This window comes from Labrys sp. WJW (genome assembly GCF_001676615.1).
GTDB classification, from domain to species: Bacteria; Pseudomonadota; Alphaproteobacteria; order Rhizobiales; family Labraceae; genus Labrys; species Labrys sedimenti.
Genome location: NZ_LYXZ01000073.1, coordinates 1 through 24,533, shown reverse-complemented (window position 1 = coordinate 24,533; position 24,533 = coordinate 1). Strand labels below are relative to the sequence as shown.

Sequence of the window (24,533 nt, the reverse complement as noted above, 5' to 3'; positions counted from 1 at the left end):
GGCGGATCAACCGGCTGGCGGCGTGCCGTCTCCGAGGAAGGGCGGGCGTGAGAAACGGCGGATCAGCCAGGAGCGGAACAGGGCGATCTCCGGGCGGTCGAGGTCGTCGGGATGGATGGAGAGGTAATAGCCATAGCCGTCGTCGACATGGATGTCGTAGGGTCGTACCAGGCGGCCGGCCCGGATCTCGTCCTCGAACAGCACGGGATCGACCAGCGCCAGGCCTTCGCCCGACAGCGCATATTGCACGGCGAGCTGGGCGGTATCGAAGATGAGGCCGCGGTCGAGCGATCCTGGCGCGACATGCGCGGCTCGGGCGAAATTCTGCCACAGGAAGGCGGGCGGGCGGCTGTCGAGCTTGACGTGCAGGAGGTCATTGGTGGCGAGGAAGCCGGCGATATCAGTCTTGGCTGCCCGCGCTGCGACGTCGGGATGGCACAGGATGGTAAGCTTCACCATCCAGAGCAGGTCCAGCACCTGCGGCGCCACCCGGGGCGGGGTGTAGATCACGGCGACGTCGGCCTCGCGCTCGGCATTGCCGGGCACCGGGCGGGAATCGATGTCGAGCTTGAGATCGGGGAATTCGGCGCGGAAATGGCGCAGGATCGGCACCGCCAGGCGCTGGGCGAAGGTCGTCGGCAGCAGCACGCGGAGGGAGCGCTGCGGCTCGCCCCGTTCGCGCATGATCTCCTCCAGCGTGGTGTCGATGCGCTCGAAGGCCTTCTCCACCACGGGCAGCAGGCGCCTGCCGGCCTCGGTGAGCGCCGGCTGCGGCGGCTTGCGGTCGAACAGGGGCACGCCGAGGAAGTCTTCCAGGCCGATGACGTGGCGGCTGACGGCGCTTTGGGAGACCAGCAGGCTCTGGGCGGCGCCGGTAAAACTGCCTTGCCGCCCCACTGCCTCGAAGGCCCGCAAAGCGTTCAGCGGCAGCCAGCGCCTGTCCATGATGTCGAACCCCGTTGATCGCGGCGATCGGGAGAAAATCGCATCCTCTTACATCATCCGGTTCCACCAAACTCAATGTTCCCCGCGCGACCTGGATGAGGGGCATGATGACGCATGGAGGGTAGTGGCTCGCAGGAACGAGAGACGCCCATCGATCGTGACGGCTCAGTGTGCGGGTGAGCTGGGGCGCTACCTTCCCATGAGGAAGGAGTCGGTCGCGACATCTGAGCACAGGGCTCTCGCTCGCATCCAACCGGGGACGGTGCTATAGCCCATCTATCAGCTCTGCGTTGCTGCCTCGCGTACCCCTGCATGCCCCCCCTTACTCCCCCCGATACACGCCCACTGACCGGCATCGCTTTGGCCTCGGTCGGCTATTGCCTGTTCGCCATCCAGGACGCCGCCGTCAAATGGCTGGTGGCGAGCTATGAGGTGCCGCAGATCCTGTTCCTGCGCTCGGTCGTCATCCTGGTCGTGGGCATGGCGATCGCCTGGCGCCAGGGCCAGCCGCCGATCTGGCAGAGCCGCAACAAATGGGCGCTGACCTCGCGCGGCCTGCTTTTGCTGGTGGCCTGGCTCAGCTTCTACAATGCCTCGCGCTATCTGGGCCTGGCCGATCTCACCACCATGTATTTCGGCGCGCCGGTGATGGCGGTGGTGCTCTCCATCCTGATCCTGAAGGAAAAGGTCAATATTGCCCGGTGGCTTGCCGTGATCGCCGGCTTCTTCGGCGTGATCGTCGCGGCGGATCCTTCGGGCCGGTCCGACTTCCTGCCGGCGGCGATGGTGCTGTTCGCTGCCTTCTGCTGGGCCTGGGGCACGGTGCTGATCCGCCTGATCAACCGTTCCGAGAGCACGGCCAACCAGATGATCGCCACATCGGGCCTGTTCGTGCTGGTGTGCGGGGCGGCGCTGCCCTTCATCTGGAAAACGCCGGATGCCATGGGCTGGGGCCTGATGCTCGGCCTTGGCCTCGTCTCCGGCATCGCCCAATATTTGCTCTATGAGGGTTACCGCTACGCGCCGGCCTCGGCGCTGGCGCCGGTGGAATATACCGGCCTGGTCTGGGCGTTCATCTATGGCTATCTCCTGTGGCAGGATGTTCCCAAGCCCCATGTCTTCGCCGGTGCGGCGCTGATCGTCGCGGCCAGCCTCGGCCTGGTCTGGTGGGAGGCGCGGGCCGCGCGGCTGCGGACGGCCTGAGGCCCGGGGGACCCGGTAGCCGATATCTGCCCGCAATGCGGGGAAGCGTCCTGCCTGTCTGTCTGGTGCAAGCCGAGCCTGGGGACGGCGGGCTCGGTGCGCTGCCTCGTTCTCCTGCCGACGCTCGAACTCATCGCTTTTGCTTGGGCGCCGCGCCATGCCTCCAGGCCATCGCCAGCGCGTCCTGCAAGTCCGCCTGGCTCGCAGCGGATAGGGTGAGCATGGTCCAGCCCTGCCGGCCCCAAGCATTGGGAATGGGGCGGAAGACATCAGGGGCGAGCAGGCATTTGAATTCCTGCTCTTCCGGCGTGAACAGCAGGTTGGCGCTGAGGCCGTCGGGGGCGAGGGTGGCGTAGATGCGCCGCGCCTTGAAGGCCTTGCGCTCGAAATGCGGCGCCTCGCTGGTGCCGTCCAGGGACAAAGCGATCCGCCTGAAATCATCCGCATCGGCCATGATGGGTTTTCCCCGCTATTGTGGGGCGAGCCTATCCTTTTGCGGGCCGCGTCGACACTGCCTTGCCAAGGTTGAAGGGGCTGGCTAGGCAGGGATGATGAAGACCATGTTGCGCCTTTTACTCGCTTTCCTGTTCGCCGCCGCGACTCCTCCCGCTTTCGCCGCCGCGCCGCCGGCCAAGCGTCATCTCGCCTGGGTCGGTACCGGCGTGCAGAGCGAGCGCGGCGCGCCGCCCAGCCGCTGGCGCATCCATCTCGTCTTCGACACCAATGGCAATGCCCGCATCGACTATCCCAGCCTGCATTGCGGCGGGGTGCTGATCCGGCGCAGCCAGCACGGCGCCATCGTGCGCTATCGCGAGCATATCCGCTACGGCCGCGGCACCTGCATCGACGGCGGCACGGTGACGGCCTGGCGGCGCGGCAACCGGCTGTTCTGGCGCTGGAGCGGGGTGAACACCCGTTATCCGGGTGTCAGGGCGCGCGCGACCCTGGTGCTGTCCCGGCATCGGGGGCGGTAGGAGCGGGGCGCGCGGCAACAGGAACTGTCCGGTCGGTGGCGTAGCCCCTCACCTCTATCCTCTCCCCGCAAGAGCGGGGCGAGGGGGCGCAAGCGTTGTGAATCGCCTTGCCGCACCGCGTCTCGCTCAACGGTTGGGCGAGATGAGTCGATTTCCGCATGAAGCCCGACGCCGATGCCCTCCTCTCCCCACTCTTGCGGGGAGAGGATAGAGGTGAGGGGCAGCGCTACTTGGCGGAATTAAGGGCTGTTCTCCGGCAAAAACCTCAGCCGATCCGCGTCTTCTCCAGCATCTTCTCGTCCAGCGCGTAGCCCATGCCGGGCTCTTCGCTGAGCGTGATCATGCCCTCGGCATCCACCGCCAGGGGCTGCGCCATCATGAAGTCGCGGCGCGGTAGGCTCCATTCCGGCGGATCGTAGGGGAATTCGACGAAGGGTGCGTCGGCGAGGCCGGCGGTCAGGTGGCAATTGGCTGTTACCCCCATGCCGTTGGTCCAGGTATGCGGCGTGAAGACGAGATTGTTCTCGGCCGCCATCGCCGCGATACGACGCAGGCCGGTGATGCCGCCGACGAGCGCAGCGTCGGGCTGCAGCACGTCCAGGCAGCCGTCGCGGATGAGGTCGCGGAACTCGTAGAGCTCGCGCGTCATCTCGCCGCCAGCGATGCGGATGTCGGCCATTTCACGCAGGCGCCGCATGCCTTCCCGGTCGGAGCGGTGCAGCGGCTCCTCCATCCAGTAGACGTCGAGCCGTTCGAGTTCGCGCGCGACCGGGATGGCGTCCTTGAGCGTCCACGGCGTATAGGCGTCCCAGGACATCCGCCAGCCCTGGTTGCAGTCGACCATCAGGTCGAGCCGGTTGCCGATACGGGCCCGCACCGCCTCCAGCGCCTTGATGTCGGCCCGCCAGTCGCCGCGATGGAAGCGGATCTTCAGTGCCTTGAAGCCCTGGCCGAGATAGACCTCGGCTGCGTCGGCGAGTTCCTCGGGCTTCCTCAGCGTGCCCGAGGAGGCATAGGCGGCCACCTTGTTGGAGAGGCCGCCGAGCAGCTTCCACACCGGCTGCCCGGTGATCTTGCCGGTGAGGTCCCACAGCGCCAGGTCCAGCGGCCAGCAGCGGCCGTAATGGAACTGGATGTTGGAGAGGATGCGGTAATGGCGCTCGATCGCCATCGGATCCTGGCCGATGAAGAAGCGCTCATGGCCCTCGAAGCCGGTCATGGTGTCGCCCGAGCCGTAGCCGGTGAGGCCCTCGTCGGTGGTGACCCTGACGATGGTGGCGTCGAAGGCGGTACGCGGCTTGGAATCCCAGCTCGCATGGAAGGGTGGGTCGAGGGGCAGGCGGTGATGGGTGATCTCGATGCCGGTGATTTTCATGATTTTCTCCGGGTGCGCGGACGTCCCGTCCGCCTCTTCCTCAATGTCGAGCGCTGCGTTTCCAAGATGCGGACGAGACGTCCGCGCACCCGGAATTCAAGAATACGCCGTCCACACCGTCTTGAAGTCCATGTACTTCTCGATGGCGTGGGGGGAGCGGTCGCGGCCGAAGCCCGATTGGCGGAAGCCGCCGAAGGGGGTGGCGAGCGAGGAACGGTCGAAGCAGTTCACCCACACCGTGCCGGCGCGGATGCCCGAGGTGAAGCGGTGCGCGGCGTTCATGTCCTTCGTCCATACCGCGGCGGCGAGGCCGTAGATGGAATCATTGGCCATGCGCAGCGCCTCGCTTTCGTCGGCGAAGGTGCTGACGACCACGACCGGGCCGAAGATCTCCTCGCGCGCTACGCGATGCTGCGGCTCGACGCCGTCGAGGATGGTAGCCTCGACATAGTAGCCACCGGTCTCCGCCATCACGCGCTTGCCGCCATGGGCGATCGTGGCGCCTTCCCTCGTGCCGATGTCGATATAGCCGAGCACGCGTTCCATATGCCCCTTCTCGACCAGGGCGCCCATCTGGGCTGTTGGATCGAGGGGATGGCCGAGCGGGATCTGCTGGGCCGCGACCTCGCCGATTTTCCTGACCAGTTCGTCCTTGATCGAGGCATGGGCGATCACGCGCGAGCCGGCATGGCAGGTCTCACCCTGATTGTAATAGATGCCCCAGGCGATGCCGGAGGCGGCGGCGTCGAGGTCGGCATCACCAAGCACGACATGCGGGCTCTTGCCGCCGCATTCCAGCGCCACGCGCTTCATGTTGCTTTCGCCGGCATAGCGCAGCATCAGCTTGCCGACCTCGGTGGAGCCGGTGAAGGAGATCATGTCGACGTCTTCATGCAGAGCCAGCGGCTTGCCGGCCTTCTCGCCGAAGCCGGGCACCACGTTGAGCACGCCGTCCGGCAGGCCGGCCTCGCGAGCAAGCATGGCGAGGCGGATGGCCGAAAGCGGCGACTGTTCGGCCGGCTTCAGCACCACGGAGTTGCCGGCCACCAGGGCCGGGCCGATCTTCCAGGCCGTGATGATCAGCGGGTAGTTCCAGGGCACGATGGCACCGATCACCCCGAGCGGCTCACGCCTGACGATGGCGAGATCGTTGGGTCCGGTCGGCGCGACCTCGTCGAAGCTCTTGTCGGCGAATTCGGCATAGTACTGGATGCAGTCGGCGCAGAAAGGGACGTCGACGCTGAGCGAATTGGAAATGACCTTGCCGACGTCGAGGGTTTCGAGCAGGGCCAAGTGCTCGAGATCGGCCCGGATCAATTCGGCAAAGCGCAGGAGGATGCGCTTCTTCTCGGCCGGCGGCTTCAGGCGCCAGCGTCCGTCCTCGAAGGCGGCCCGCGCGGCCTTTACCGCGGCCTCGATGTCCTCGGCCCCGCAATCGGCGACCTCGGCGATCACCCTTCCGTCGATCGGCGAGGCCTTGGCGAAGGTCTTGCCGGAGAGGGCGGGGACGTAGCGGCCGTCGATGAAAGCGCGGCCTTCGGGCTCGATGGCCGCGGCCTTGGCTTCCCAGTCGGAACGGGTGCGGGGGGTGGTGAGCATGATACTTCCTGGAGAAGGAGCGCGGACATCCTGTCCGCTCTTGAAACGGTGAGTTCTACGAGAAGGGAAGAGCGGACATCGCGACATGCGAGCATGTCGCTGAGATGTCCGCGCTCCAATCAAACCTGCGTCAGCACGCGTTCGGCGAAGCGGACGAGGTCGGCCTCCTCGATCGTGCGGCGGTTGGAGGCGCGCATCGCGGCATTCTCGGGCCGGGCCATCTGCTCGGCGAGGCGCGTGGTGCTGATGCCTTCGAACTCCTCGGCAAGCGAGACCTTGATGCCGATGGCGCGCACCAGCCTCTCGAAGGCGGCGGGCAGGTCGGCAGCCGACGTCAGGCCCATCGCCCGCGCGGCGGCGGCGAAGCGCCCGTCATCATCCTCGATATTCCAGCCGAGGGTGGCGATCATGCCGAGCGCCACCGAGCGGCCATGCTGCACCGGACGCAACGAGCCCAGCGCGTGGCCGATATTGTGGGCGACGGCGGTGCCGCAATTGTCGATGGCGATGCCGGCCAGCGCCGCGGCGCGCTGCAGCCCCTCGCGGGCGCGGAGGTCGCTGCCCTTGCCGACGGCATCGGGCAGGTTGGCGACGGCGAGGCGGATGGCCTCATGCGCATAGACATTGTTGGCCGGCGTGGCGTTGCCGTTGGTGGTGGCCTCCAGCGCGTGGACGAGGGCGTCGATGCCGGTCCAGGCAGTCAGCACGGGCGGCAGGGAGAGCGTTGTTTCCGGATCGAGGATCACCTCGTCCGGCTTGAGCTCCTCGCCCCAAAGCCAGACCTTGGCCTTGTCCGAGCGGGTGAGGATCGCGGTGCGGGTGCATTCCGAACCGGTGCCCGAGGTGGTGGGGATGACCAGAGAGACCAGGCGCTTGCGCGGGAAGGGACGCTTGCACAATTCATAATCCTCGGCGGAGCGTCGTGCCGTGGCGGCCGTGGTGGCGACGGCAGCCACCACCTTGCCGAGGTCGAGGGCGGAGCCGCCGCCGAGCGAGATCACGGCCTTGGCCTTGGTGCGCCGCGCCAGGGCGGCTGCGGCATCGGCCGAGGCGATGGTGGGGTCGCCGCCGAACTCGGAGAAGACGGAGACGCCGAGCCCGGCCTTGCGCAGCGAGGCCTCGACATCGTCGATCAGGCCTGTCGCCTTCAGGCCAGGATCGGCGACCAGCAAGACCTGCGCGCCCGCGCCGAGCCTGGCGGATGCAAGCTCGCCGGCGAGTTCCCGGGCCCCCGGCCCTCCAGTGATGCGTGGCAGATGGGAGAGCTGGTAGCGGGACATGGACTGTCTTTCGGTGGGGCGGGTACGGGCCGATCTGGAGATCGGCCCGCCAACATTACCTCTGCCCTCGGCGCGCCGTGTGCGCCTTTATTCGATGGCCCGATCCAAAAAAACGATAGTGCCGTTTCGCCGTGGCGGCGCGCTGGAGCGCGGGTTAGGCTCTCTTCAAATTCGTGAATCGAAGAGTGCTGTCATCCCCGGCCGAGCCCTTTGTGGGCGAGGGGAAGGGGATCCAGGGGCCACGAGGCATTTTAGGCTCCTGGATCCCCTTCCCGAGGCCTGCGGCCTCGCCGGGGATGACAGGCCCGTGCTCTTCGGACAGGGGAACGGCCTGCCATGCAAAGCCCGATGGAACTTTCGCTCGAAACTTCGGAGCGGCCGCGCCGCCGTGGCCGCGAGGAGCGCCAGCGTGCCGGCGCTGCCGCCCCGGCCAGCAAACCCCAGCCGCGGCGTCCTTTCCCGGCCGTCAACGCCGTCTCGGCCGACCAGCTCGAGGCCATCCATCTCGCCTCGCTGCAGATCCTGGAGGAGATCGGCCTCGACGTGCTGCATGCGGAGGCCAAGGCTATCCTCAAGGCCGAAGGCGCTGAGGTCGACCCGAGTTCCGACCGCGTACGTTTTCCGCGGGAGCTGGTGGAGGCCAAGATCGGCCTGGCGCCGCAGAGCTTCACCCTGCATGCGCGCAATCCGGCTCGCAATGTCGTGCTCGGCGGCGATCATCTCGCCTTCTGCTCGGTGGCGAGCGCCCCCAACGTCGCCGACCGCGAAGGCGGCCGCCGGCCCGGCAATCGCAAGGATTACCAGAATCTCATCCGGCTCGGGCATACGCTGGACAGCATCCATCTGTGGGGCGGCTATCCGGTCGAGCCGGCCGACATCCATGCCTCCGTGCGCCATCTCGACGCGCTCTCCGACATGCTGACCCTGTCGGACAAGCCCATCCATGCCTATTCGCTCGGCCGCGAGCGCAATCTCGATGCCATCGAGATGGCGCGTATCGCCCGCGGCATCGACCAGGAGACATTGGAGCGCGAGCCCTCGCTCTTCACCATCATCAACTCCTCCTCGCCGCTGCGCCTGGACACGCCGATGATGGAAGGCGTGATCCAGATGGCGCGCCGCAACCAGGTCACCGTGCTCACGCCCTTCACCCTGGCGGGCGCCATGGCGCCGGTGACGATCGCCGGTGCCGTGGCCCAGCAGAATGCCGAGGCGCTGGCCGGACTGGTGCTGGCCCAGTCGGTGCGGCCAGGTTCGCCCTTCGCCTATGGCGGCTTCACCTCCAATGTCGACATGAAGACCGGCGCGCCGGCCTTCGGCACGCCCGAGCAGATGAAGGCGGCGCTGGTCGGCGGTCAGCTCGCCCGCCGCTACGGCTTGCCCTACCGCTCCTCCAACACCTGCGCCGCCAACACCATCGACGTGCAGGCCGCCTATGAGAGCGTGTTCTCGCTGTGGGGCGCGGTGATGGGCGGGGTCAATCTCCTGATGCACGGCGCCGGCTGGATGGAAGGCGGGCTGCATGCGAGCTTCGAGAAGATGGTCATCGACGCCGATCTCCTCGACATGATCACGCATTTCCTGATGCCCTTCCAGGTCGATGACGACGAGCTGGCGCTGGAGGCGGTGCGCGAGGTCGGGCCCGGGGGGCATTTCTTCGGCTGCGCCCATACCCAGGCGCGCTACCGCAACGCCTTCTTCGCCCCGATGATCTCGGACTGGCGCAATTACGAGACCTGGCAGGAAGCGGGATCGCCCACCGGCTATGACCGCGCCAACCGGCTCTACAAGGAGCGCCTCGCATCTTACGAGGAACCGCCGATGGATCCGGCCGTCCGCGAGGAACTCGCCGCCTTCGTGGCCAAGCGCAAGGAAGAGGGCGGCGCGCCCACGGATTTCTAATCCGGATGCGCGGACGTAGCCGCGAAATCGGCTATGCCGATTGTCGCGACAGCCGCTTCTTGGAAACGATACGCTTGATGGAAGGGAAGATGCGGACGGGACGTCCGCGCACCCGGGAAATCACCGCCTGTACCGCTCACTCTCGATCTTAGGATATCTCCCCCATGAAATCCCACACCCGTGTCCTCGTCATCGGCGGTGGCGTCGTCGGTTGCTCGGTGCTCTACCATCTCGCCAAGGCCGGCTGGACGGACATCACCCTGATCGAGCGCGCGGAGCTGACGGCGGGCTCGACCTGGCACGCGGCGGGCGGTTTCCACACGCTCAACGGCGATCCCAACGTCGCCAAGCTGCAGCAATATACGGTGGAGCTGTACCGGGAGATCGAGGAGCTCTCCGGCGAGTCCTGCGGCCTGCACCTCACCGGCGGCGTCATGCTGGCCGGCACCAAGGAACGCATGGACTGGCTGAAGATGGCCCATGCCAAGGGCCGGTATCTGGGCATGCACACCGAGATCATCTCGGCCGCCGAAGCCAAGAAGCTGATGCCGCTGATCGACGAGAAGCAATTCGCCGGCGCGATGTATGATCCGCTGGAGGGGCATCTCGACCCCTACGGCACCACCCATGCCTATGCGAAATCGGCCAAGATCCTCGGTGCCGAGATCGTACTGCGCAACCGCGTCGTCGACATGGCCCAGCGCGAGGACGGCAGCTGGGACGTCGCCACCGAGCAGGGCACCATCCATGCCGAGCATGTGGTGAACTGCGGCGGCCTGTGGGCGCGCGAATGCGGCCGCATGGTGGGCCTGGAGCTGCCTGTGCTCGCCATGGAGCACATGTACTTCCTCACCGAGGACATGCCCGAAGTCGCCGAGATCAACGCCTCCACCGGCAAGGAAGTGATCACCGCGCTCGATTTCGAGGGCGAGATCTACATGCGCCAGGAGCGTGGCGGCATGCTGCTCGGCACCTATGAGCAGGCCTGCAAGCCCTGGTCGGAAAAGACCACGCCCTGGGATTTCGGCCAGAACCTGCTGGAGCCCGATCTCGACCGCATCGCCCCATCGCTGGAAGTCGGCTTCCGCCATTTCCCGGCCTTCGAGAATGCCGGCATCCGCCGCATCATCAACGGCCCCTTCACCTTCGCGCCCGACGGCAACCCGCTGGTCGGCCCGATCAGGGGCCTGCGCAATTACTGGGTGGCCTGCGGTGTGATGGCCGGTTTCTCCCAGGGCGGCGGTGTCGGCCTCGCGCTGTCCAACTGGATGGTGCATGGCGATCCCGGCTTCGATGTCTGGGGCATGGATGTCGCCCGCTATGGCGACTGGACCACGCTCTCCCACACCAACGCCAAGGTGCGCGAGAACTATGCCCGCCGCTTCCGCATCCGCTTTCCCAACGAGGAACTGCCGGCGGCCCGTCCCTTCCGCACCACGCCGATCTATGACCGGCTGGAGAGCCACAACGCCGTGTTCGGCGACATGAACGGGTTGGAGCACGCGCTCTGGTTCGCGCCGTCCAAGGCCGAGGCCCGGGACGAGTTCTCCTTCCGCCGCGCCAACGATTTCCCGCATGTCGCCGCCGAGAGCGCCGCGGTGCGCGAGGGCGTCGGCCTCCTGGAGATCTCGAACTTCGCCAAATACGGGATCACCGGCAAGGGCGCCGAGGCCTGGCTCGACAAGATCCTGCCCAACCGGCTGCCGGCCAGGGGCCGCATGGTGCTCACGCCCATGCTGAACGAGAACGGCATGCTGATCGGCGATTTCACCCTGGCGCGCGAGGCCGACGATCGCTTCATGATCTTCGGCTCGGGCCTTGCTGAGCAGTACCACATGCGCTGGTTCCAGGCCCGTCTGCCCGAGGCCGGCGTCACTCTGCGCGCCCATGGCCTCGACCTCGTCGGCCTGCAGATCGCCGGCCCGAAATCGCGCGAGCTGCTTGCCAACCTCGTCGACGCCGATCTGTCGAAAGAGGCTTTCCCGTTCATGGCGGTCGGCCGCTTCAATGTCGGCACCCTTCCTGCCCTGATCGGGCGCGTCACCTATACGGGCGATCTCGGCTACGAGATCTGGGTCAAGCCGGAACACCAGCGTGCGCTGTTCGATCTCCTGATGAAGGAAGGCGCCCGCTTCGGCATCAGGCTGTTCGGGGGGCGGGCCCTCAACTCGCTGCGGCTGGAAAAGAGCTTCGGCTCCTGGTCCAGGGAATACCGGCCGATCTATACGCCCTGGGAAGCCGGGCTGGAGCGCTTCGTCTCGACCCAGAAGAGCGATTTTATCGGACGCGATGCATTGCTGCGCGCCCGGGACGAGGGCCCCAGGCGTCGCCTCGCCACCTTCGTGGTCGATGCCCTCGATGCCGACGTCATCGGCGACGAACCGATCTGGCTCGATGGCAAGGTGGTGGGCTGGGTCACCTCCGGCGGCTATGCCCATCACGCCAAGGCCTCGGTGGCGCTCGGCTATGTCGAGACGGCCGCTTTCGACGCCTCGGCGCCCTACGAGATCGAGATCATCGGCGACCGTCGCTCGGCCAGGATCGCGCCCGAGCCGCTGTTCGACCCCAAGGGGCTGAGGATGCGGGGGTAGGAAAATTTGGAGCGCGGACATCCTGTCCGCTCTTCGAAGCCACACGCGTCATCGGGGACGCATGTGCGCTGCACTCGAAAAGGCCCAGTCTTGCGCTCGCGCGCATAAGCCGGCCGCCACGGCATTCTGTTCGATGTAGTAACGAACGGTCTCAAAATGTTTCTCGTCCCTGATCCGCCGGTCGAAATATTCGGGGAACCAAAGCGTTCCCTGTCGTCCCAGGGTTCGATTGATTTGGAGTGCCGTGAAAGACTTCCAGGAGTGTACGACTGCGGACAGCGCATGTCCGTCGATCGGTGTGGTCAGGACATGCACGTGGTTTGGCATGACACTCCAGGCATGGAGGCGGTATCGCACTCCGTCGAAATGGAGCAGGGCGCTCTGTACGGTAGCACCTGCATCGGGATGGACTAGGAGAGCTTCGCCATGGCCCATGTCCAGCGCCTCTTCGTAGCGCCGTCGCCGATCGGTGGAGTTCGGAGAGCGTTCCGAGCTTTCTGACTCCTGCGTCCAACGTTGAAGCAATTCGACCGGCAGAGAATCTGCAAGACGGAAGGTGATGCTTTGCGGATTCTCGCCGGCTTCCCAATGCGGAAGATAGCCTCGGGAATGCCACTCTGCTTCGGGCTGTAAGGGGCGTTTCTTATCAGCCATGTCTGCTCGCCCCTCAGATAGACTTACTCTTCTTTCCGCGCGCGGAGCGGGTGGGAAGAAGAGCGGACAGGATGTCCGCGCTCCAAACTATTGCCGCGAATAGAGCCCGGTGAAGCGCACGTTCTCGCCGCCGCAGGCGTCGTTGTCGATCACCGCGATATAGGAGCCGAGCTGAACCATGCGGGCCGCGCAGCGCTTGGGGCCGGCATTGGCCTCCTCGTATCCCATCTGCTGGCCGCCATAGTAGCCGAAGGCGAAGTCGCGCTCATTGGCGTCGCCCTCGACCTCGAACTCGCCGGTGTTGACATAGGAGCCGGTATCGTAGGTGGCATTGCCGCGCACGAACATGCGCCCGCTCCCTGTGGTCTTGATGGTGATCACCGAGCGCCCGTCATAGGTGCTCCAGCGTCCGTCCCAGCGCGGCTGGACCTGGACCCGCGAGAGGGACGACAGGGGCAGCCAGCTCGCGATGTCGGTGCCCTTGCGGTCGACATAGTTGGCGCAGGCGAAATCGCCCTCGATCTCGTTCACCACCACCTTGTCGCCCTCGACCAGGAAGGAACGCTGCCGGCAGGCGGGGGAGAGGGACGGGCAGCTTTCGCGCTGGCTGGTCGGGCCCTTGATGAAGAAGGTGCGCCCGCTTTCGGCGACCTCGTAGAGGCTGATGGCGGCAAGGTCGTTCTGGAAATTGAAGCCGCGGCAGACGCCGTTGGCGGCGAGGGCGGAACCGGTGGCGGCGGCGATGAGCAGCGCGGCGCCCAGACTGGAACGGAACATGTCTTTTTCTCTGATCATTGCGTGAAACAAAGGCCGGTGAACGTGGCGTTCGATCCGCCGCAGGCATTGTCGCCGGCCACGGCGATATAGGCTCGAGCCGGGCCCTGCGCGTAGAGACCGGCACCGAGGGGATGATCCTCGAGATTGAAGCCAGGACGGAGGCCGGCGTCCCGGGCGAAAGCAGGGGGGGCGACAAGTAAAACGAACAGCAAAGCAAAGGACAGCGAACGGCGAATCATCAAGCACCCTGGAACCCGCATGCCGCTAGGAAGCCGATTTTCGCTGTCTCGTCCATGTGAAGCAGACACCAGTACGCGGGCATCCCAGTCTATTTGCGTCTTCGGCAGCAGGACGCACAGTAACGATCGCTCCATTTTTTCTCAAACATGACCTGCGGTGGCCTGTTGATGGCGACAGGATTACCCGGCCGTCTTCTTGTCGAAAGGAAAGCTATCTTCTAACAAGAACCAACAAAATCCCTCCCATCCGGACGTCCATTTGGGCCGCCTTCGCCTCGACAAGCACTATGGCGACGCCATTCTCGACGACGGGACGGCGGTGTCGCCCTGACCTGGCATCCTTTGGGGCAGTCCACGCCCGATACCCTGCTGCATGGCGAGCCGGCGGGCTCCTTGCGCTGGCAGGCGCGCATGCCGCGGGCGAGGGTAAGCATCACCAGGCCCGGCAAAGACGAGGCGACGGGTCTCGGCTATTTCGAGACGCTCGCCGTCGACCTGTGGCCGACGCGCTGGCCGATCCGCACCCTGCATTGGGGGCGCTTCACGGGCCGTAACAGCAGCCTGGTCTGGATCGTCTGGGAGCATGAGCAGCCACGGCAATGGTTGTTTCTCGATGGTTCGCCCGCCCGACTTGCGCGTTTCGACCTGCCACGCTCCTTCGCCTTCGACGGCGCAGCCAGCGGCATCCTGATCGGCGGAGAGGCGATCACGCTGATCGCCCAGCCCGTGTCGCGCCGCCTGCGCCTGCTCGGGCCACTGCGCTACGGCCTGCCGGCGATGATCCGCAACCTCGACGAGGAAAAGCGCATCGCGCCCGCCAGGATCGTCTTCTCGGACGGCTCGGAGGACAAAGGCTTCATGATTTTTGAAAGGATCGTCCTGGCATGAAGCGGATCGGCCCGATCGCCTATGGCGCCCTGTTCTGCATCGTCCTGCCCGCACTTCTCCTGGTCAGTGCCCGGCATCTCGACGCCCGCCTCGGCCTTGCCATCGAGGCCCGGCCGCTGGTCGGTGGCGCCGTCGCAGGACTGGGGGTAGTTCTGACGGTCGCGGCCATCCTGGTGCTGATCCTGCGCGGCAAGGGTCTGCCGATGAACGCCTATCCCACGCGCCGGCGCGTCGAGGACGGGCTCTATGCCTGGTTGGCGCATCCCGCCTATGTCGGCTTCGCGCTCATCGTGCTCGGCCTCTCCCTTTGGCAGGGCTCGTTCGCCGGCCTGTTCATCCTGACGCCTTGGACCGGTCTTGCCGCCCTCGCGCTGGTGATGGGCTACGAGGCGCGGGCGACCGATCGGCGTTTGGGCCCGCGTCGGCAGGCGCCCGCCATCGGCCTGCCGGAAAACTGGCCTCTGCCGGCCGATTTCCGCCGCAGGCTCGGCGCTGCGCTCGCGGTCTTCCCGACCTGGACGGTGGTCTACTGCGCTTTCGCCGCGCTGCCGCCGGCGGCCGACGCCTTCGATACCTATCTGTCTTTCGAACAGGGCCTGCCCTTCTGGCCGCTCCTGGTGCCCGTCTACAGCTTCACCTATGTCTTCGCCCTGGCGGTGCCCTTCCTGGTACCGGATCTCGCCGCGCTGCGCCGTTTCGTCCTGGCCGGCTGGAGCGGCACGGCGATCGGCGGGCTCGTCTTCGCGCTGCTGCCAGCCGTCGCGCCCTTGCGCGGCGTGCCGCCCGACACTCTCATGGGCTGGTGGCTGCAGATGGAGCGCGGCAGCGACGGCATCACCGCGGCATTGCCCTCCTTCCATGCCTTCTGGATCGTGGTAGCGGCTTTGTTCTGGCGCCAGCGCTTTGGCGCGGTACTAGTCTATCCGCTCGCGCTGCTCCAGCTCGCCGCCTGCCACCTGACCGGCATGCATTCCCTTGCCGATCTGGTTTGCGGCATGGCCTTGGCCCTGCTCTGCCTCAATGTCGAGGCGGCCTGGCATGGCCTGCTGCGCCTAGCCGAAAAGGTAGCCAACGAGTGGCGGCCGGTGCGCCTCGGCCCGATGCGCTTCTTTCCGCATGGCCTCTACATCCTGGCCGCCGGTTCCCTGGCTTTCCTGGTGACGGCGAGCCTGGCGCCGCCGTACCAGCTCGCGCCGATGGCGGCGATGTTGCTGGCGGGCCTCGCCGGTGCGGTCATCTTCGGCCAGGCGGTCGAGGCGAGCAGCAAGCTCTCGCGTCCGCTCGGCTTTTTCGGCGGCCTGATCGGAGCCAGCTTGGCGGCCGCCCTGTTGGCGATGTCAGGTGTTATCGACGGCGCGACGTTGGCGGCTTGCACAATAGGGCTTTGTATCGCCCAGATGCTGGGGCGATTGCGCTGTCTGGCCCAGGGCTGCTGCCATGGCGCGGCCCTGGCCGTCTCTATCCCGCCTGCCGCCGGCCTGACCTATCGCCACCCCTTGTCGCGGGTCGGGCTGATCGCGGGCATGCTCGGACGGCCGATCGAACCGGCGCCGGTGTTCTCCATGCTCGCCAATCTCGTGGCGGCGCTGCTGCTCTGGCGTGTTTTGGCGGTGACCGGCGATGCCTGGCTCGTCGCCGGCCTCTATTGCTGGCAGCTCGGCATCGCCCGTTTTGCCGAAGAGGGACTGCGCGGCGAACCGCAGACGCCGGTGCGGGCCGGCCTCAACCTCTATCAATGGCTGTCACTGGCGGTGACCGCGGTGGGGTTCGTCATCGTGCTGGCGGCGCCCTTCGTTCCGGCCGCGCCGCCGCATTGGCCGGAATGGTCGGCCCTGTTCCTGGCGCTGCCGCTCGCCTGCCTGTGGGCCCTGGCGATGAGTGTCGACTGGCCCGAGAGCACGAGGCCCCTCAGCCGGCTGACGCCGGGGCAGTGAGCGGGCGCTTGTGCCCGCGATAAGACCAGACCAGCAGCAGGATCCCGGCCGTCGACATCGTCCAGTAGTCCACGGGCGCCACCCAGAACCAGTGGATGTGCCAGGGTACGAATTCGGGGCTGAAGCGGGCGAGGCCGAAGGCCGGATTCAATACGAACCAGAGGAAATCCTCGGTGAGCCAGAAGATCATGATGCAGGCGATCACGCGCGCTTCCAGCCGCCACGACCAGGTCCAGGCGAACACCAGCGGAAAGTGGAAGAAGATCGCCATGAAGGGGAAGACCCAGGCGTGATAGCCGGTCATCGGCCGCCCGCCCCAGACAATGTCGAGCAGCCAGTGGTGCTCGATGCGCCAGGTCGGCAGGCTGGTGGCCCAGCCATGGCTACCCTCGATCTGGATCTCGACATTGGCGAAGAAGCAGGCGAGCGCGAGCACCATGGCGACGAGCGCCGCGGGCTGGACGAGGGCACCGCGCCGGGCCGGGGCTGAAGAGCCGGGAACATCGGAGACGGTCACGCCAGCGCCTCCAGCACGATGCGCATGGCATCCCGCCCGGCTTGTGGGCGGCCGAGGGCGCGGGCCTGGCGGGCCATCGCCGTGAGGCGCTCGGGCTCGCGCTTCAGCAAGCCGACGTGATATTCCAGGCCGATCTCGTCGATCGCCTTCATCGCCGCCCCGTTTTCCATGAGATAGTCGGCATTGCGTTCCTCCTGCCCGGGAATGGGAGAACTGAGCAGCATCGGCACGCCCATGGCCAGGCATTCGGAGGTGGAGAGCCCGCCGGGCTTGGTGATGACGAGATCAGCCGCCGCCATCAGGCGCGGCACCTCGTTGGTGAAGCCGAGCGGAAAGAGCCGGCCGGGCCGGCTGGCTGCCAGGGCCTGGAGTTCCTCCAGCGCTTTGAGGTTCTTGCCGGCCAGCACCACGAGCTGGAGTTCGGGATCGGCGGCGGTGAGGCGCCTGGCCACCGGCCCGACGCCGAGGCCGGCACCGCCGCCCATCAGCAGATAGGTGCGCCGGCCGGGATCGAGCCCGAGGGCAGCGGCGCAGGCGGCCCGGTCGTGCTCCTCGGCGAAGGCCGGCATGATGGGAATGCCGGTGACATGGATCTTGCCGGCCTCGATGCCTTGGGCGGCGAGGCGGAAGGCGACCTCCTCATTGCCGGCGAAGAAGCCGGCCATGCGCGGGATCACCCACATGCGGTGGAGGTCGAAATCGGTGATCTGCACGAAGACCGGCACGTCGACGCGGCCCTTGCCGATCTCGCGCATCAGGAGTTCGGCCGGCAGGAAATGGCTGCAGACGATGGCATCGGGTGCGAATTCGTCGATGGCGCTGCGCAACGGCCGGGTCGAGAGGCGTTCCACTGCCCGCCGCAATTTCTGGGAGACGGCGTCGGGCGGCGCGTCAGAGCTCGCCTGGTAGAGCATGCCCCACAGGGTCGGGTGCTTGGTGACGAGCTTGATGTAATAGTCGGTATAGATCTTGCGGAAGGTCGACGGCACATAGTCCATCACGTCCAGATGCAGCGCCTCGGCCTCGGGAGCCAACAGGAGCGTGGCTTCTTTCAGCGCTTCGGCGGCCCGCATATGACCGGCCCCGGCGGAGACGCTGAGGAAGAGGACGCGATATGATCTGGCCAAGGCGGCGGCTCCGTTCGCAAGGCGAAGACTTGGCGAGGCAAGGGCCGATTTGTCAACTGTGAGGGTTTCCTGGGAGTGCGGACGTCCCTACGACACTCAAGTGAGTGTCGGACGATCCGCTCTTGCAGCACTGTACTTGCTGGAGAGGAAGAGCGGACGAGGACGTCCGCGCTCCCAGGGAGGCTACAACCCGCCCTGCCAGGCCTTGATGCCGGCGACCGGGTAGACCAGCATGAGGACATTGAGGGTGAGATTGTCGCGGATGGCATAGAGGGCCAGCAGCTCGAAGAAGATGGCGAGCGCCACCGTCACCCAGACGGGCAGGCGCGAGGCGATGAGGAAGCCCACCAGCATGAACAGGATGTCGCTCACCGAGTTCAGGATGCTGTCGCCCTCATAGCCCAGCGCGATGGTGCCCTCGCGATAGCGGTTGATGATCAGCGGGCTATTTTCCAGGATCTCCCAGCCCGCCTCCACCACCAGGGCCAGGAGGGCCCGGAAGCCGAGCGGGCGGCCCCGCGCCACCAGCCAGAACAGGCCGCAGAACAGGAAGCCGTGGATGATGTGCGAAAGCGTGTACCAGTCGGCGATGTGCTGGGAATTGTCGGCGGTGTTGGGATCGCCGACCCACAGTTTCACCGTGCCGCAGGTGCAGATCGGATTGCGGCCCATCGTGTAGAGGATCAGCGCCGCAAGGGCGATCAGGCCGGCACCGGCCAGCCAGTAGCGCAGCGCCGGAGCGGAGGTGGCGCTGCTTGCGACCGTTTCGGAGGATGGATTCATGACGCGGCCAGTTCCATTGTGACAGGCCGTGTGTCCCATCATCGGCCGGCATTGGCAAGCCGGGGCCGGGGCTGGGAAGCTCTTGGGGCCGAAGAGAATGGCGGCGGCTGTTGATCCAGTTCCCGGAACAAAGGCTTGCTTCAATATATATAACGCGTTATATAACTTGTTATATATAGGAGGCAGGCATGGCGGATGTCGTCCGGGAATTTGGCTATCTCACCCTCGGCACGCGGCTGAAGCGGCTCGGCGAGCGGCTGCAGGCGGATACGCAGCGCTTCCTCGAGGTGTTCGACGACAGGGTGCCGGCCAGCCAATATCCCTTCCTGGCGGCGCTCGCCCGGGAGGGGCCGCTCGGCGTCGGAGAATTGGCGCAGGCGGTCGGCATCACGCAGCCGGGCGCGACACGCAGTCTCGCCCAGCTGGAGGCGCTCGGGCTGGTCGAGGCCGGCCCGGCGCCGGACGATCTGAGGCGGCGTCTGGTCACGCTGACGGGGCGGGGGCATCGCCTCGTCGAGGAGACCAGGCAGCAGGCCTGGCCGTTGATCGAGGCTGCCGTCGCCGATCTGTGCAGCGACCTGACCGGGCCCTTGCTCGATCAACTCTCCGCAATCGAGGATCGCCTTGCCGTCGCAAGGCTGGATCAACGGGCGGCCCTGCCCAAAGGGAACAAGCCATGAGCCATTGTCTCGACCGCCCGGTCTGGACGGCCCTTTCCAGCACCCATGCCGCCCTGGCGCAAGGAAACCGGCAGGCCCGCCGCTATCCGGCTGCGATCGTGCCGTTTGCCGCCACCGGATCGGACGACGCCGAAAGCCTGCGGGCCTTGGCCGAACTGGTGCCGGACGGCGATAGCGTCGTGCTTGCCCAGGCTGACGTCGTCTCCATCCCTGCCGGCCTGAGCGTGCTCTCCCGCGTCGCTGCCGTACAGATGACCGCCGATGCGATCTTTCCGCGTGTGGAGGATGTCCGTGTGCGGCAGCTCTCCCTGGCCGATGCCCCCGAGATGCTGGCCTTGGCGAGCGCAACCAATCCAGGTCCGTTTACCTTGAAGGCGTTGAGCCTCGGCGATTTCTGGGGTGTGCGCATCGACGGCAGGCTGGCGGCCATGGCCGGCCAGCGCATGCGGCAGCCCGGCCATATCGAACTCAGCGGGGTGTGCTCGCATGCCGATTTCCGCGGCCGAGGCCTGGCCCGCCTGCTCTCGCTCTTCGTTGCCGGCGAGATCTGTGCAGGAGGCGATGCGCCCTTTCTGCATGCTTATGCCGGCAATACGGTCGCCATTCGCCTCTATGAGAGCATTGGCTTTACGCTGCGCTGCCCGATGCATGTCGTGAAACTGGGCCGGGCCGGATAGGCCCGTGGCCATGGCATTGCGGAATGAAACCTATGTCCGGCCGAGGCGGCGGATCAGCGGATATCAAACCGGGCTGCGCCATCGGCGATGTCGTAATAGTCGGATTTCGAGGCGACGAAGATGTGCCGTCGCGTGGTGAGCCCGGTCGGCGGATCGAGCGTGCCGGCGGTGATCGAGATGCGGTCGTCACCCAGGGCGCGCCAGAACAAATTGCCGCCGCAGGTGGCGCAGAAGCCGCGCTCGGCCCGTTCGGACGAGCGATACCAGCGCAGCGTGTCCTCCGCCGTCAGCGTGAGATCGGCGGCCGAGCAGTCGGTGGTGGCGACGAAATTTCCGCTGGTCTTGGCGCATTGCGAACAATGGCAGGCACTGACGGGTGTCAGCGTGCCATGGATCCGGTAGCGCACGCCGCCGCACAGGCATGAGCCGGTGGCGCGCACGGAGGTTGCGGACATGGATGGTCCCTCTCGATCCTGGCGTCATTGCGGCCGCCGACGCTCACTGCTTGTTGAGCAGGCGTTCCAGATAGTCCGTCTCCGCCTTCGGCCGGTTGGGATCGGCGAGGCGGCGGCGCAACTCGTTCAGCACTTCGCCGGCGCGCCTGGAAGGCGAGGCCTCGGTCGAGCCGTCGGCATTGAAGTCGGGGCCATTGGGCAATTGCCGGCCGAGAGGATCCTTGCCGCCCCGGTTGTTGCCCTGCTGCGGCCCCTTGCCGTTCTTGCGGGCCTGCGCCATCTGCTCGGCAAGCCCCTTGGCCGCCTTGCGCAGGGCTTCGATGGCTCGCCCCTGCGAATTGACGGCGTTTTCGCCATCCTGCTCGCCGAGCTGGTTTTCGGCATCGCGCATGGCCTGCCCGGCCTCGCCCAGGGCACCGGGGGTCTCCGCGCCGCTATCGCGCAGATTCTTCTGCATCTTCTCCAATTGCTGGCGCAGCGCTTGCTGGCGCTCCTTCAACTGGTCGAGGGAGGGTGAAGCTTGGCCCTGGCCGCCTTGACCCTGCCCGCCTTGACCCTGCCCGCCCTGGCCCGAGCCCCCTTGCCCGTTCTGACCCTGCTGCCCCTGGCCGGACGGGCCCTGTCCACCCTGTCCGCCTTGACCCTGATCGCCCAAGCCCTGGTCGCCCAAGCCCTGGTCGCCCAAGCCCTGGTCACCTGAGCCCTGATCGCCCGGACCTTGGCCGTCTTGTCCCTGGCCTTCCTGCCCCTGACCCTCCTGTCCCTGCCCGAAGGGCTGGTTCTGGCGATAGGTCTGGTCGCGCAGGCGCTGCTGGCGCAGGATCATCTTGCCCATGTCGTTGAGCGATTGCTGCATCTGCTGCATCGTGGGGTCGCCCTGGCCGACGCTGTCCTCGGGATTGGCGAGGCTGTTGAGAATATCGTCGAGCTGCGAGAGCAGCTTCTGCGCATCGTCCTTCTTGCCGTTCTTGGCCGAATTCTCGAGCTGGTCGAGCAGCTTGTTCAATTCCTCCGGCGTGATGTTGCGCACGGGCTTGTCGCCGGGCCTCTGATTGTTCTTGAGGGCCTGCTGCTGGCGCTTGGCATAGTCCTGCAGGAAATCGTTGAGGGCCTGGCGCAATTCCTGGGTGAGCTTCTCGATCTCCTCCGGCGAGGCGCCGCGTTCCAGTGCCTCCTTCAGCTTTTCGCGCGCCGCCCTGAGCCGGCGCTCGGCGATGCTGCCGTCGCCTTCCTCGATGGCGAGGGCGATCTGCCAGAGATAATCGGCGGCGTCGCGATAGGCGTCATCGGAATTGGCGCGGTCGAGGCGGTCGCGCACGGTGCGCAGGCCGAGATAGAGGCCGGCATCCTTGGTGAAGTCCTCCGGCGCGATCATCAGCGCTTCCAGCGCATATTTGACCTCGCGGGCCCGGTTGGCATCGACGGCCAGGTTCAGACGCTGCTCCACCAGGGCGCGGGCAAGCGGATTCTGGAATTCGCGCTGGGGCAGGGTGACGTCCTGCGGGTCGCTGCGGCCTTCATTGCCGGCATCGTCGCGCACAACCAGCGTCATCTTGACGGTGGCTCCCGCCAGCGGATCGGCCGAAAGATTGCGCGTAGCCGTCACCGTGCCGGAGCGGGCATGGCCGGCCGGCGCGGAGAGGGCGATCTTCGGCGGCTGGTAGAGCGGGTGGCCATCCGTCAGCAGCGTGCTCTGGCTTTCGACGGTGGTGGCACCGTAGTCATCGTCGATCTTGTAGGTGAAGATCATGCCGCCCTTGCCGTCGGGCTTCACCGGCCCTTCGAAGGCGATGGTGGGTGGCCGATCGGGGATGACGGTGAAGGCAAAGCGCGTCTGGCTGCCGTCGCCATGGCGAATGTCGACGCCGGTGTCGGCCACCAGCTTGAGGCGCTTTTCGACGACGGCGGCTTCCTGATCGGCAGGCGTCGAAGAGGGAATGTCCTCGGTGCCTGCCTGTGCTGCGATCTCGGCGCCCTTGTCGCCGGCGAGGCGCACGACCAGGACGGAGCCCTGCGGCACCGGGATCGGCGCACCCTGATTGGCTTGCGAGAGGACCTGGGGCGCACGCCGCGTATAGGGCGGCGGCGTCACCCAGGCGTCCATGCGCATGCCTGATAGCTCGCCGTCCTGGCCCGAGAACAGCGCGGCGATGTCGTGCCGGGGGGAGGCGAGGGCATCGATGAGGCGCGGCAGGCGTTCGGCCCCGGCATAGAAGAAGCCGACGAACAGGGCGAGGATGGCGCCGACGCGCAGGCCATAGCGATCGAGCTGCGGCAGTCCGGGCGAGGGCAGGCCGAGGCGCACCCGGCGGCTCGCCTCCAAAGCGAGGCGGAGGTGCCGGCGCCACAGCGCTTCGGCGAGGGGGTCGCCGCCGCCCTGTACCAGCCGGTCCTGCCGGGCGGTGGCCGGGCGATGCGGCAGGCCGATGGCCTGGTCGATGCGCTGCAGCGCGGTATCCCGGTTGGGGAAGCGCAGCCGGGCGAGCGGCAAGAGCGACGCAAGAAGGCCGGCAAGGAAGACCAGGACGAGGAGAAGACGGGGCAGGCCGGACAGGACGGTGAACAGGTCGAACCAGCTCAGGGCCACGAAGAGGCCGATAATGCCCAAGGGCACCGCCAGGCGCGGCCAGGCCCGCTCCCAGAACAAAGCGAGCCTCGCCCGCAGTACGAGCGTCTCGAAGGCTCGCGCATCGCGTGCCGCTTCCTCGCTCATGCCTGCTTCGGGATCAGCCATGCCATCATCCAAATATCTCGATCGGCAGCAGGATAGGCCGCCCAGCCGGGTGATTCCAGTACCTGCCCATCATAAGCCTGTACGTGGCAAATCCATGTCCGACCTGTTTGCCGTCAAGCGTCTATTTCGGAGGGATGACTATGCCAAACGGCGCAGCATGCGTTGCCTGGCAGGTTTGGCCCGCCATTCAGGCCTGATAACATTAGAACATGTTGCCATGAGGGAGCTGTGCGACTCAGATCAATGATGTTTGCACGGGCCGCACCGCTCTTTGAGTGACTAGAGTGCTTTGGCATGATGTCGCGTATAAATCGCTCTTAAATTGCCGTTGCTTTTCAACGGAAAAAGAAAAACCAAAGCAAGATGATGATTGGAATGGGTATTCCGACCAGCCAGAGCAAAAGCGCGCGTCCCATTATACCACCTCCATTACTGATGCAGAACGGAGGACTCCGCTCCGGTTTCCAAGAACGATTAACCGCGGAATTGGTTCCCGACGCGAATGCGACATCGAGGCCGTGTCGTCATTTCGCCGAACGGGGCCTGAGGGCGCCCCCTTCAAGCCGCAGAACATGTCGAACAGGGCCGTTGTCGCCGAGGATGACGGTCGGGCTACGGCGGGCCAAGTACGGGTTGTCGCTTCGAGCGCAGCGAATCGACAGGCTTTGCGATGCCGGATAGGGGTGATAGGCAGGCAATTTCTCGACCGAGCCGAGCAGGACCGACAAGCCCGTGAACGACAAAGCCCGCCCCGACCGGCTCTATGAAGATCCGGATATCGCCAGCTTCTATGATGTCGAGAACGAGTGGAGCGCCGATCGCGCCTGCTGCCGGTCCCTGGCGGCGGGCCGTGCTTCGGTGCTCGATCTCGGCTGCGGCACGGGCGATCTTGCGGTGGAAGTGGCGCTCGAGCCTGGCTGTACCGTCTTCGGCGTCGATCCCGCCGCGGCCATGCTCGATATCGCGCGCCGCCGCCGGGGCGGCGACAGGGTGACCTTCGTGCAGGGCGACGGCCGGACCGTGCGCCTGGGCCGGCGTTTCGAGCTTGTCGTAATGACCGGCCATGCCTTCCAGGTCTTCCTCACGCAGGAGGACCGTATCGCCGCCCTGCGCACGATCGCGGCGCATCTGGAGCCTGGGGGCCGCTTCATCTTCGACAGCCGCAACCCCGCCGTAGCGGAGTGGCGGGGAAGGGCGCC

22 protein-coding genes are annotated in these 24,533 nt (G+C 66.3%); 9 read left to right on the top strand and 13 right to left on the bottom strand.

The genetic code is table 11. The features are described 5' to 3' along the window. Nucleotides 1-6: 6 nt before the first annotated feature. Nucleotides 7-945, bottom strand: coding sequence for a LysR substrate-binding domain-containing protein (locus BA190_RS32440; protein WP_068298373.1), 939 nt, complete (start codon nt 943-945; stop codon nt 7-9). 312 nt (nt 946-1,257) lie between these two features. On the opposite strand from BA190_RS32440, the gene BA190_RS32430 reads away from it, so the two are divergent. After that, nucleotides 1,258-2,148, top strand: a complete 891-nt coding sequence (locus BA190_RS32430; RefSeq protein ID WP_068298366.1) for a DMT family transporter — start codon at nt 1,258-1,260, stop codon at nt 2,146-2,148. Between the two features lie 130 nt (nt 2,149-2,278). On the opposite strand, the gene BA190_RS32425 is transcribed toward BA190_RS32430, so the two are convergent. Further along, a complete protein-coding gene (locus BA190_RS32425) occupies nt 2,279-2,602 on the bottom strand; it encodes an MmcQ/YjbR family DNA-binding protein (protein ID WP_068298363.1) in 324 nt (107 codons plus the stop codon). Between the two features lie 106 nt (nt 2,603-2,708). On the opposite strand from BA190_RS32425, the gene BA190_RS32420 reads away from it, so the two are divergent. After that, nucleotides 2,709-3,122, top strand: coding sequence for a hypothetical protein (locus BA190_RS32420; protein WP_156771797.1), 414 nt, complete (start codon nt 2,709-2,711; stop codon nt 3,120-3,122). 265 nt (nt 3,123-3,387) lie between these two features. Here BA190_RS32420 and BA190_RS32415 read toward each other — a convergent pair whose 3' ends face one another. From BA190_RS32415 to BA190_RS32405, 3 genes are all read right to left on the bottom strand, one after another. After that, nucleotides 3,388-4,497: a mandelate racemase/muconate lactonizing enzyme family protein gene (locus BA190_RS32415; RefSeq protein WP_068298351.1), complete on the bottom strand. Its 1,110-nt coding sequence runs from the start codon at nt 4,495-4,497 to the stop codon at nt 3,388-3,390. A 96-nt stretch (nt 4,498-4,593) separates the two neighbouring features. Beyond that, nucleotides 4,594-6,096: an aldehyde dehydrogenase gene (locus tag BA190_RS32410; protein ID WP_068298348.1), complete on the bottom strand. Its 1,503-nt coding sequence runs from the start codon at nt 6,094-6,096 to the stop codon at nt 4,594-4,596. A 119-nt stretch (nt 6,097-6,215) separates the two neighbouring features. Further along, entirely contained in the window at nt 6,216-7,376 is a 1,161-nt protein-coding gene (locus BA190_RS32405) for an iron-containing alcohol dehydrogenase (RefSeq protein ID WP_068298345.1), read from the bottom strand. 348 nt (nt 7,377-7,724) lie between these two features. Here BA190_RS32405 and BA190_RS32400 point away from each other — a divergent pair, with 348 nt between their 5' ends. Further along, complete coding sequence (locus BA190_RS32400; protein WP_068298342.1) at nt 7,725-9,278, top strand: trimethylamine methyltransferase family protein; 1,554 nt, start codon at nt 7,725-7,727, stop codon at nt 9,276-9,278. A gap of 164 nt (nt 9,279-9,442) precedes the next feature. Then, nucleotides 9,443-11,869, top strand: coding sequence for an FAD-dependent oxidoreductase (locus BA190_RS32395; RefSeq protein ID WP_068298339.1), 2,427 nt, complete (start codon nt 9,443-9,445; stop codon nt 11,867-11,869). Between the two features lie 48 nt (nt 11,870-11,917). On the opposite strand, the gene BA190_RS35575 is transcribed toward BA190_RS32395, so the two are convergent. From BA190_RS35575 to BA190_RS32380, 3 genes are all read right to left on the bottom strand, one after another. Continuing rightward, entirely contained in the window at nt 11,918-12,523 is a 606-nt protein-coding gene (locus tag BA190_RS35575) for a transposase (RefSeq protein WP_082980195.1), read from the bottom strand. An 87-nt stretch (nt 12,524-12,610) separates the two neighbouring features. Continuing rightward, a complete protein-coding gene (locus tag BA190_RS32385; RefSeq protein ID WP_068298333.1) occupies nt 12,611-13,300 on the bottom strand; it encodes a hypothetical protein in 690 nt (229 codons plus the stop codon). Between the two features lie 14 nt (nt 13,301-13,314). Beyond that, nucleotides 13,315-13,539, bottom strand: coding sequence for a hypothetical protein (locus tag BA190_RS32380; RefSeq protein ID WP_068298330.1), 225 nt, complete (start codon nt 13,537-13,539; stop codon nt 13,315-13,317). 342 nt (nt 13,540-13,881) lie between these two features. Between BA190_RS32380 and BA190_RS32375 the strand changes: the two genes are divergently transcribed. After that, entirely contained in the window at nt 13,882-14,427 is a 546-nt protein-coding gene (locus BA190_RS32375; protein ID WP_068298327.1) for a hypothetical protein, read from the top strand. Next, nucleotides 14,424-16,361: a prolipoprotein diacylglyceryl transferase family protein gene (locus BA190_RS32370; RefSeq protein ID WP_068298323.1), complete on the top strand. Its 1,938-nt coding sequence runs from the start codon at nt 14,424-14,426 to the stop codon at nt 16,359-16,361. Before BA190_RS32375 ends, BA190_RS32370 begins: the two co-directional genes overlap by 4 nt. On the opposite strand, the gene BA190_RS32365 is transcribed toward BA190_RS32370, so the two are convergent. The 3 genes from BA190_RS32365 to BA190_RS32355 all read right to left on the bottom strand — a co-directional run bounded on the left by BA190_RS32365 (nt 16,336) and on the right by BA190_RS32355 (nt 18,788). After that, complete coding sequence (locus BA190_RS32365) at nt 16,336-16,878, bottom strand: hypothetical protein (RefSeq protein WP_202908569.1); 543 nt, start codon at nt 16,876-16,878, stop codon at nt 16,336-16,338. The two genes, BA190_RS32370 and BA190_RS32365, sit on opposite strands and share 26 nt — an antisense overlap. Next, nucleotides 16,875-18,005, bottom strand: coding sequence for a glycosyltransferase (locus BA190_RS32360; protein WP_202908568.1), 1,131 nt, complete (start codon nt 18,003-18,005; stop codon nt 16,875-16,877). Before BA190_RS32360 ends, BA190_RS32365 begins: the two co-directional genes overlap by 4 nt. A gap of 183 nt (nt 18,006-18,188) precedes the next feature. Next, a complete protein-coding gene (locus BA190_RS32355) occupies nt 18,189-18,788 on the bottom strand; it encodes a DUF2585 domain-containing protein (RefSeq protein ID WP_068298320.1) in 600 nt (199 codons plus the stop codon). A 188-nt stretch (nt 18,789-18,976) separates the two neighbouring features. On the opposite strand from BA190_RS32355, the gene BA190_RS32350 reads away from it, so the two are divergent. Both BA190_RS32350 and BA190_RS32345 read left to right on the top strand, forming a co-directional pair. Then, on the top strand, nt 18,977-19,468 hold the full coding sequence (locus BA190_RS32350) for a MarR family winged helix-turn-helix transcriptional regulator (protein WP_068298317.1): 492 nt from the start codon (nt 18,977-18,979) through the stop codon (nt 19,466-19,468). After that, a complete protein-coding gene (locus tag BA190_RS32345; protein ID WP_068298313.1) occupies nt 19,465-20,145 on the top strand; it encodes a GNAT family N-acetyltransferase in 681 nt (226 codons plus the stop codon). The genes BA190_RS32350 and BA190_RS32345 overlap by 4 nt, the downstream gene beginning before the upstream one ends. 53 nt (nt 20,146-20,198) lie before the next feature. Here the strand turns inward: BA190_RS32345 and BA190_RS32340 are convergent, their stop codons facing one another. Together BA190_RS32340 and BA190_RS32335 are read right to left on the bottom strand one after the other, a co-directional pair. Further along, nucleotides 20,199-20,600, bottom strand: a complete 402-nt coding sequence (locus BA190_RS32340; RefSeq protein ID WP_068298310.1) for a GFA family protein — start codon at nt 20,598-20,600, stop codon at nt 20,199-20,201. A 43-nt stretch (nt 20,601-20,643) separates the two neighbouring features. Beyond that, complete coding sequence (locus BA190_RS32335; RefSeq protein ID WP_068298307.1) at nt 20,644-23,334, bottom strand: TIGR02302 family protein; 2,691 nt, start codon at nt 23,332-23,334, stop codon at nt 20,644-20,646. Nucleotides 23,335-24,066: 732 nt separating this feature from the next. On the opposite strand from BA190_RS32335, the gene BA190_RS32330 reads away from it, so the two are divergent. Then, nucleotides 24,067-24,533, top strand: a 467-nt coding sequence (locus BA190_RS32330; protein WP_156771796.1) for a trans-aconitate 2-methyltransferase, incomplete at its 3' end; no start/stop codon positions are given.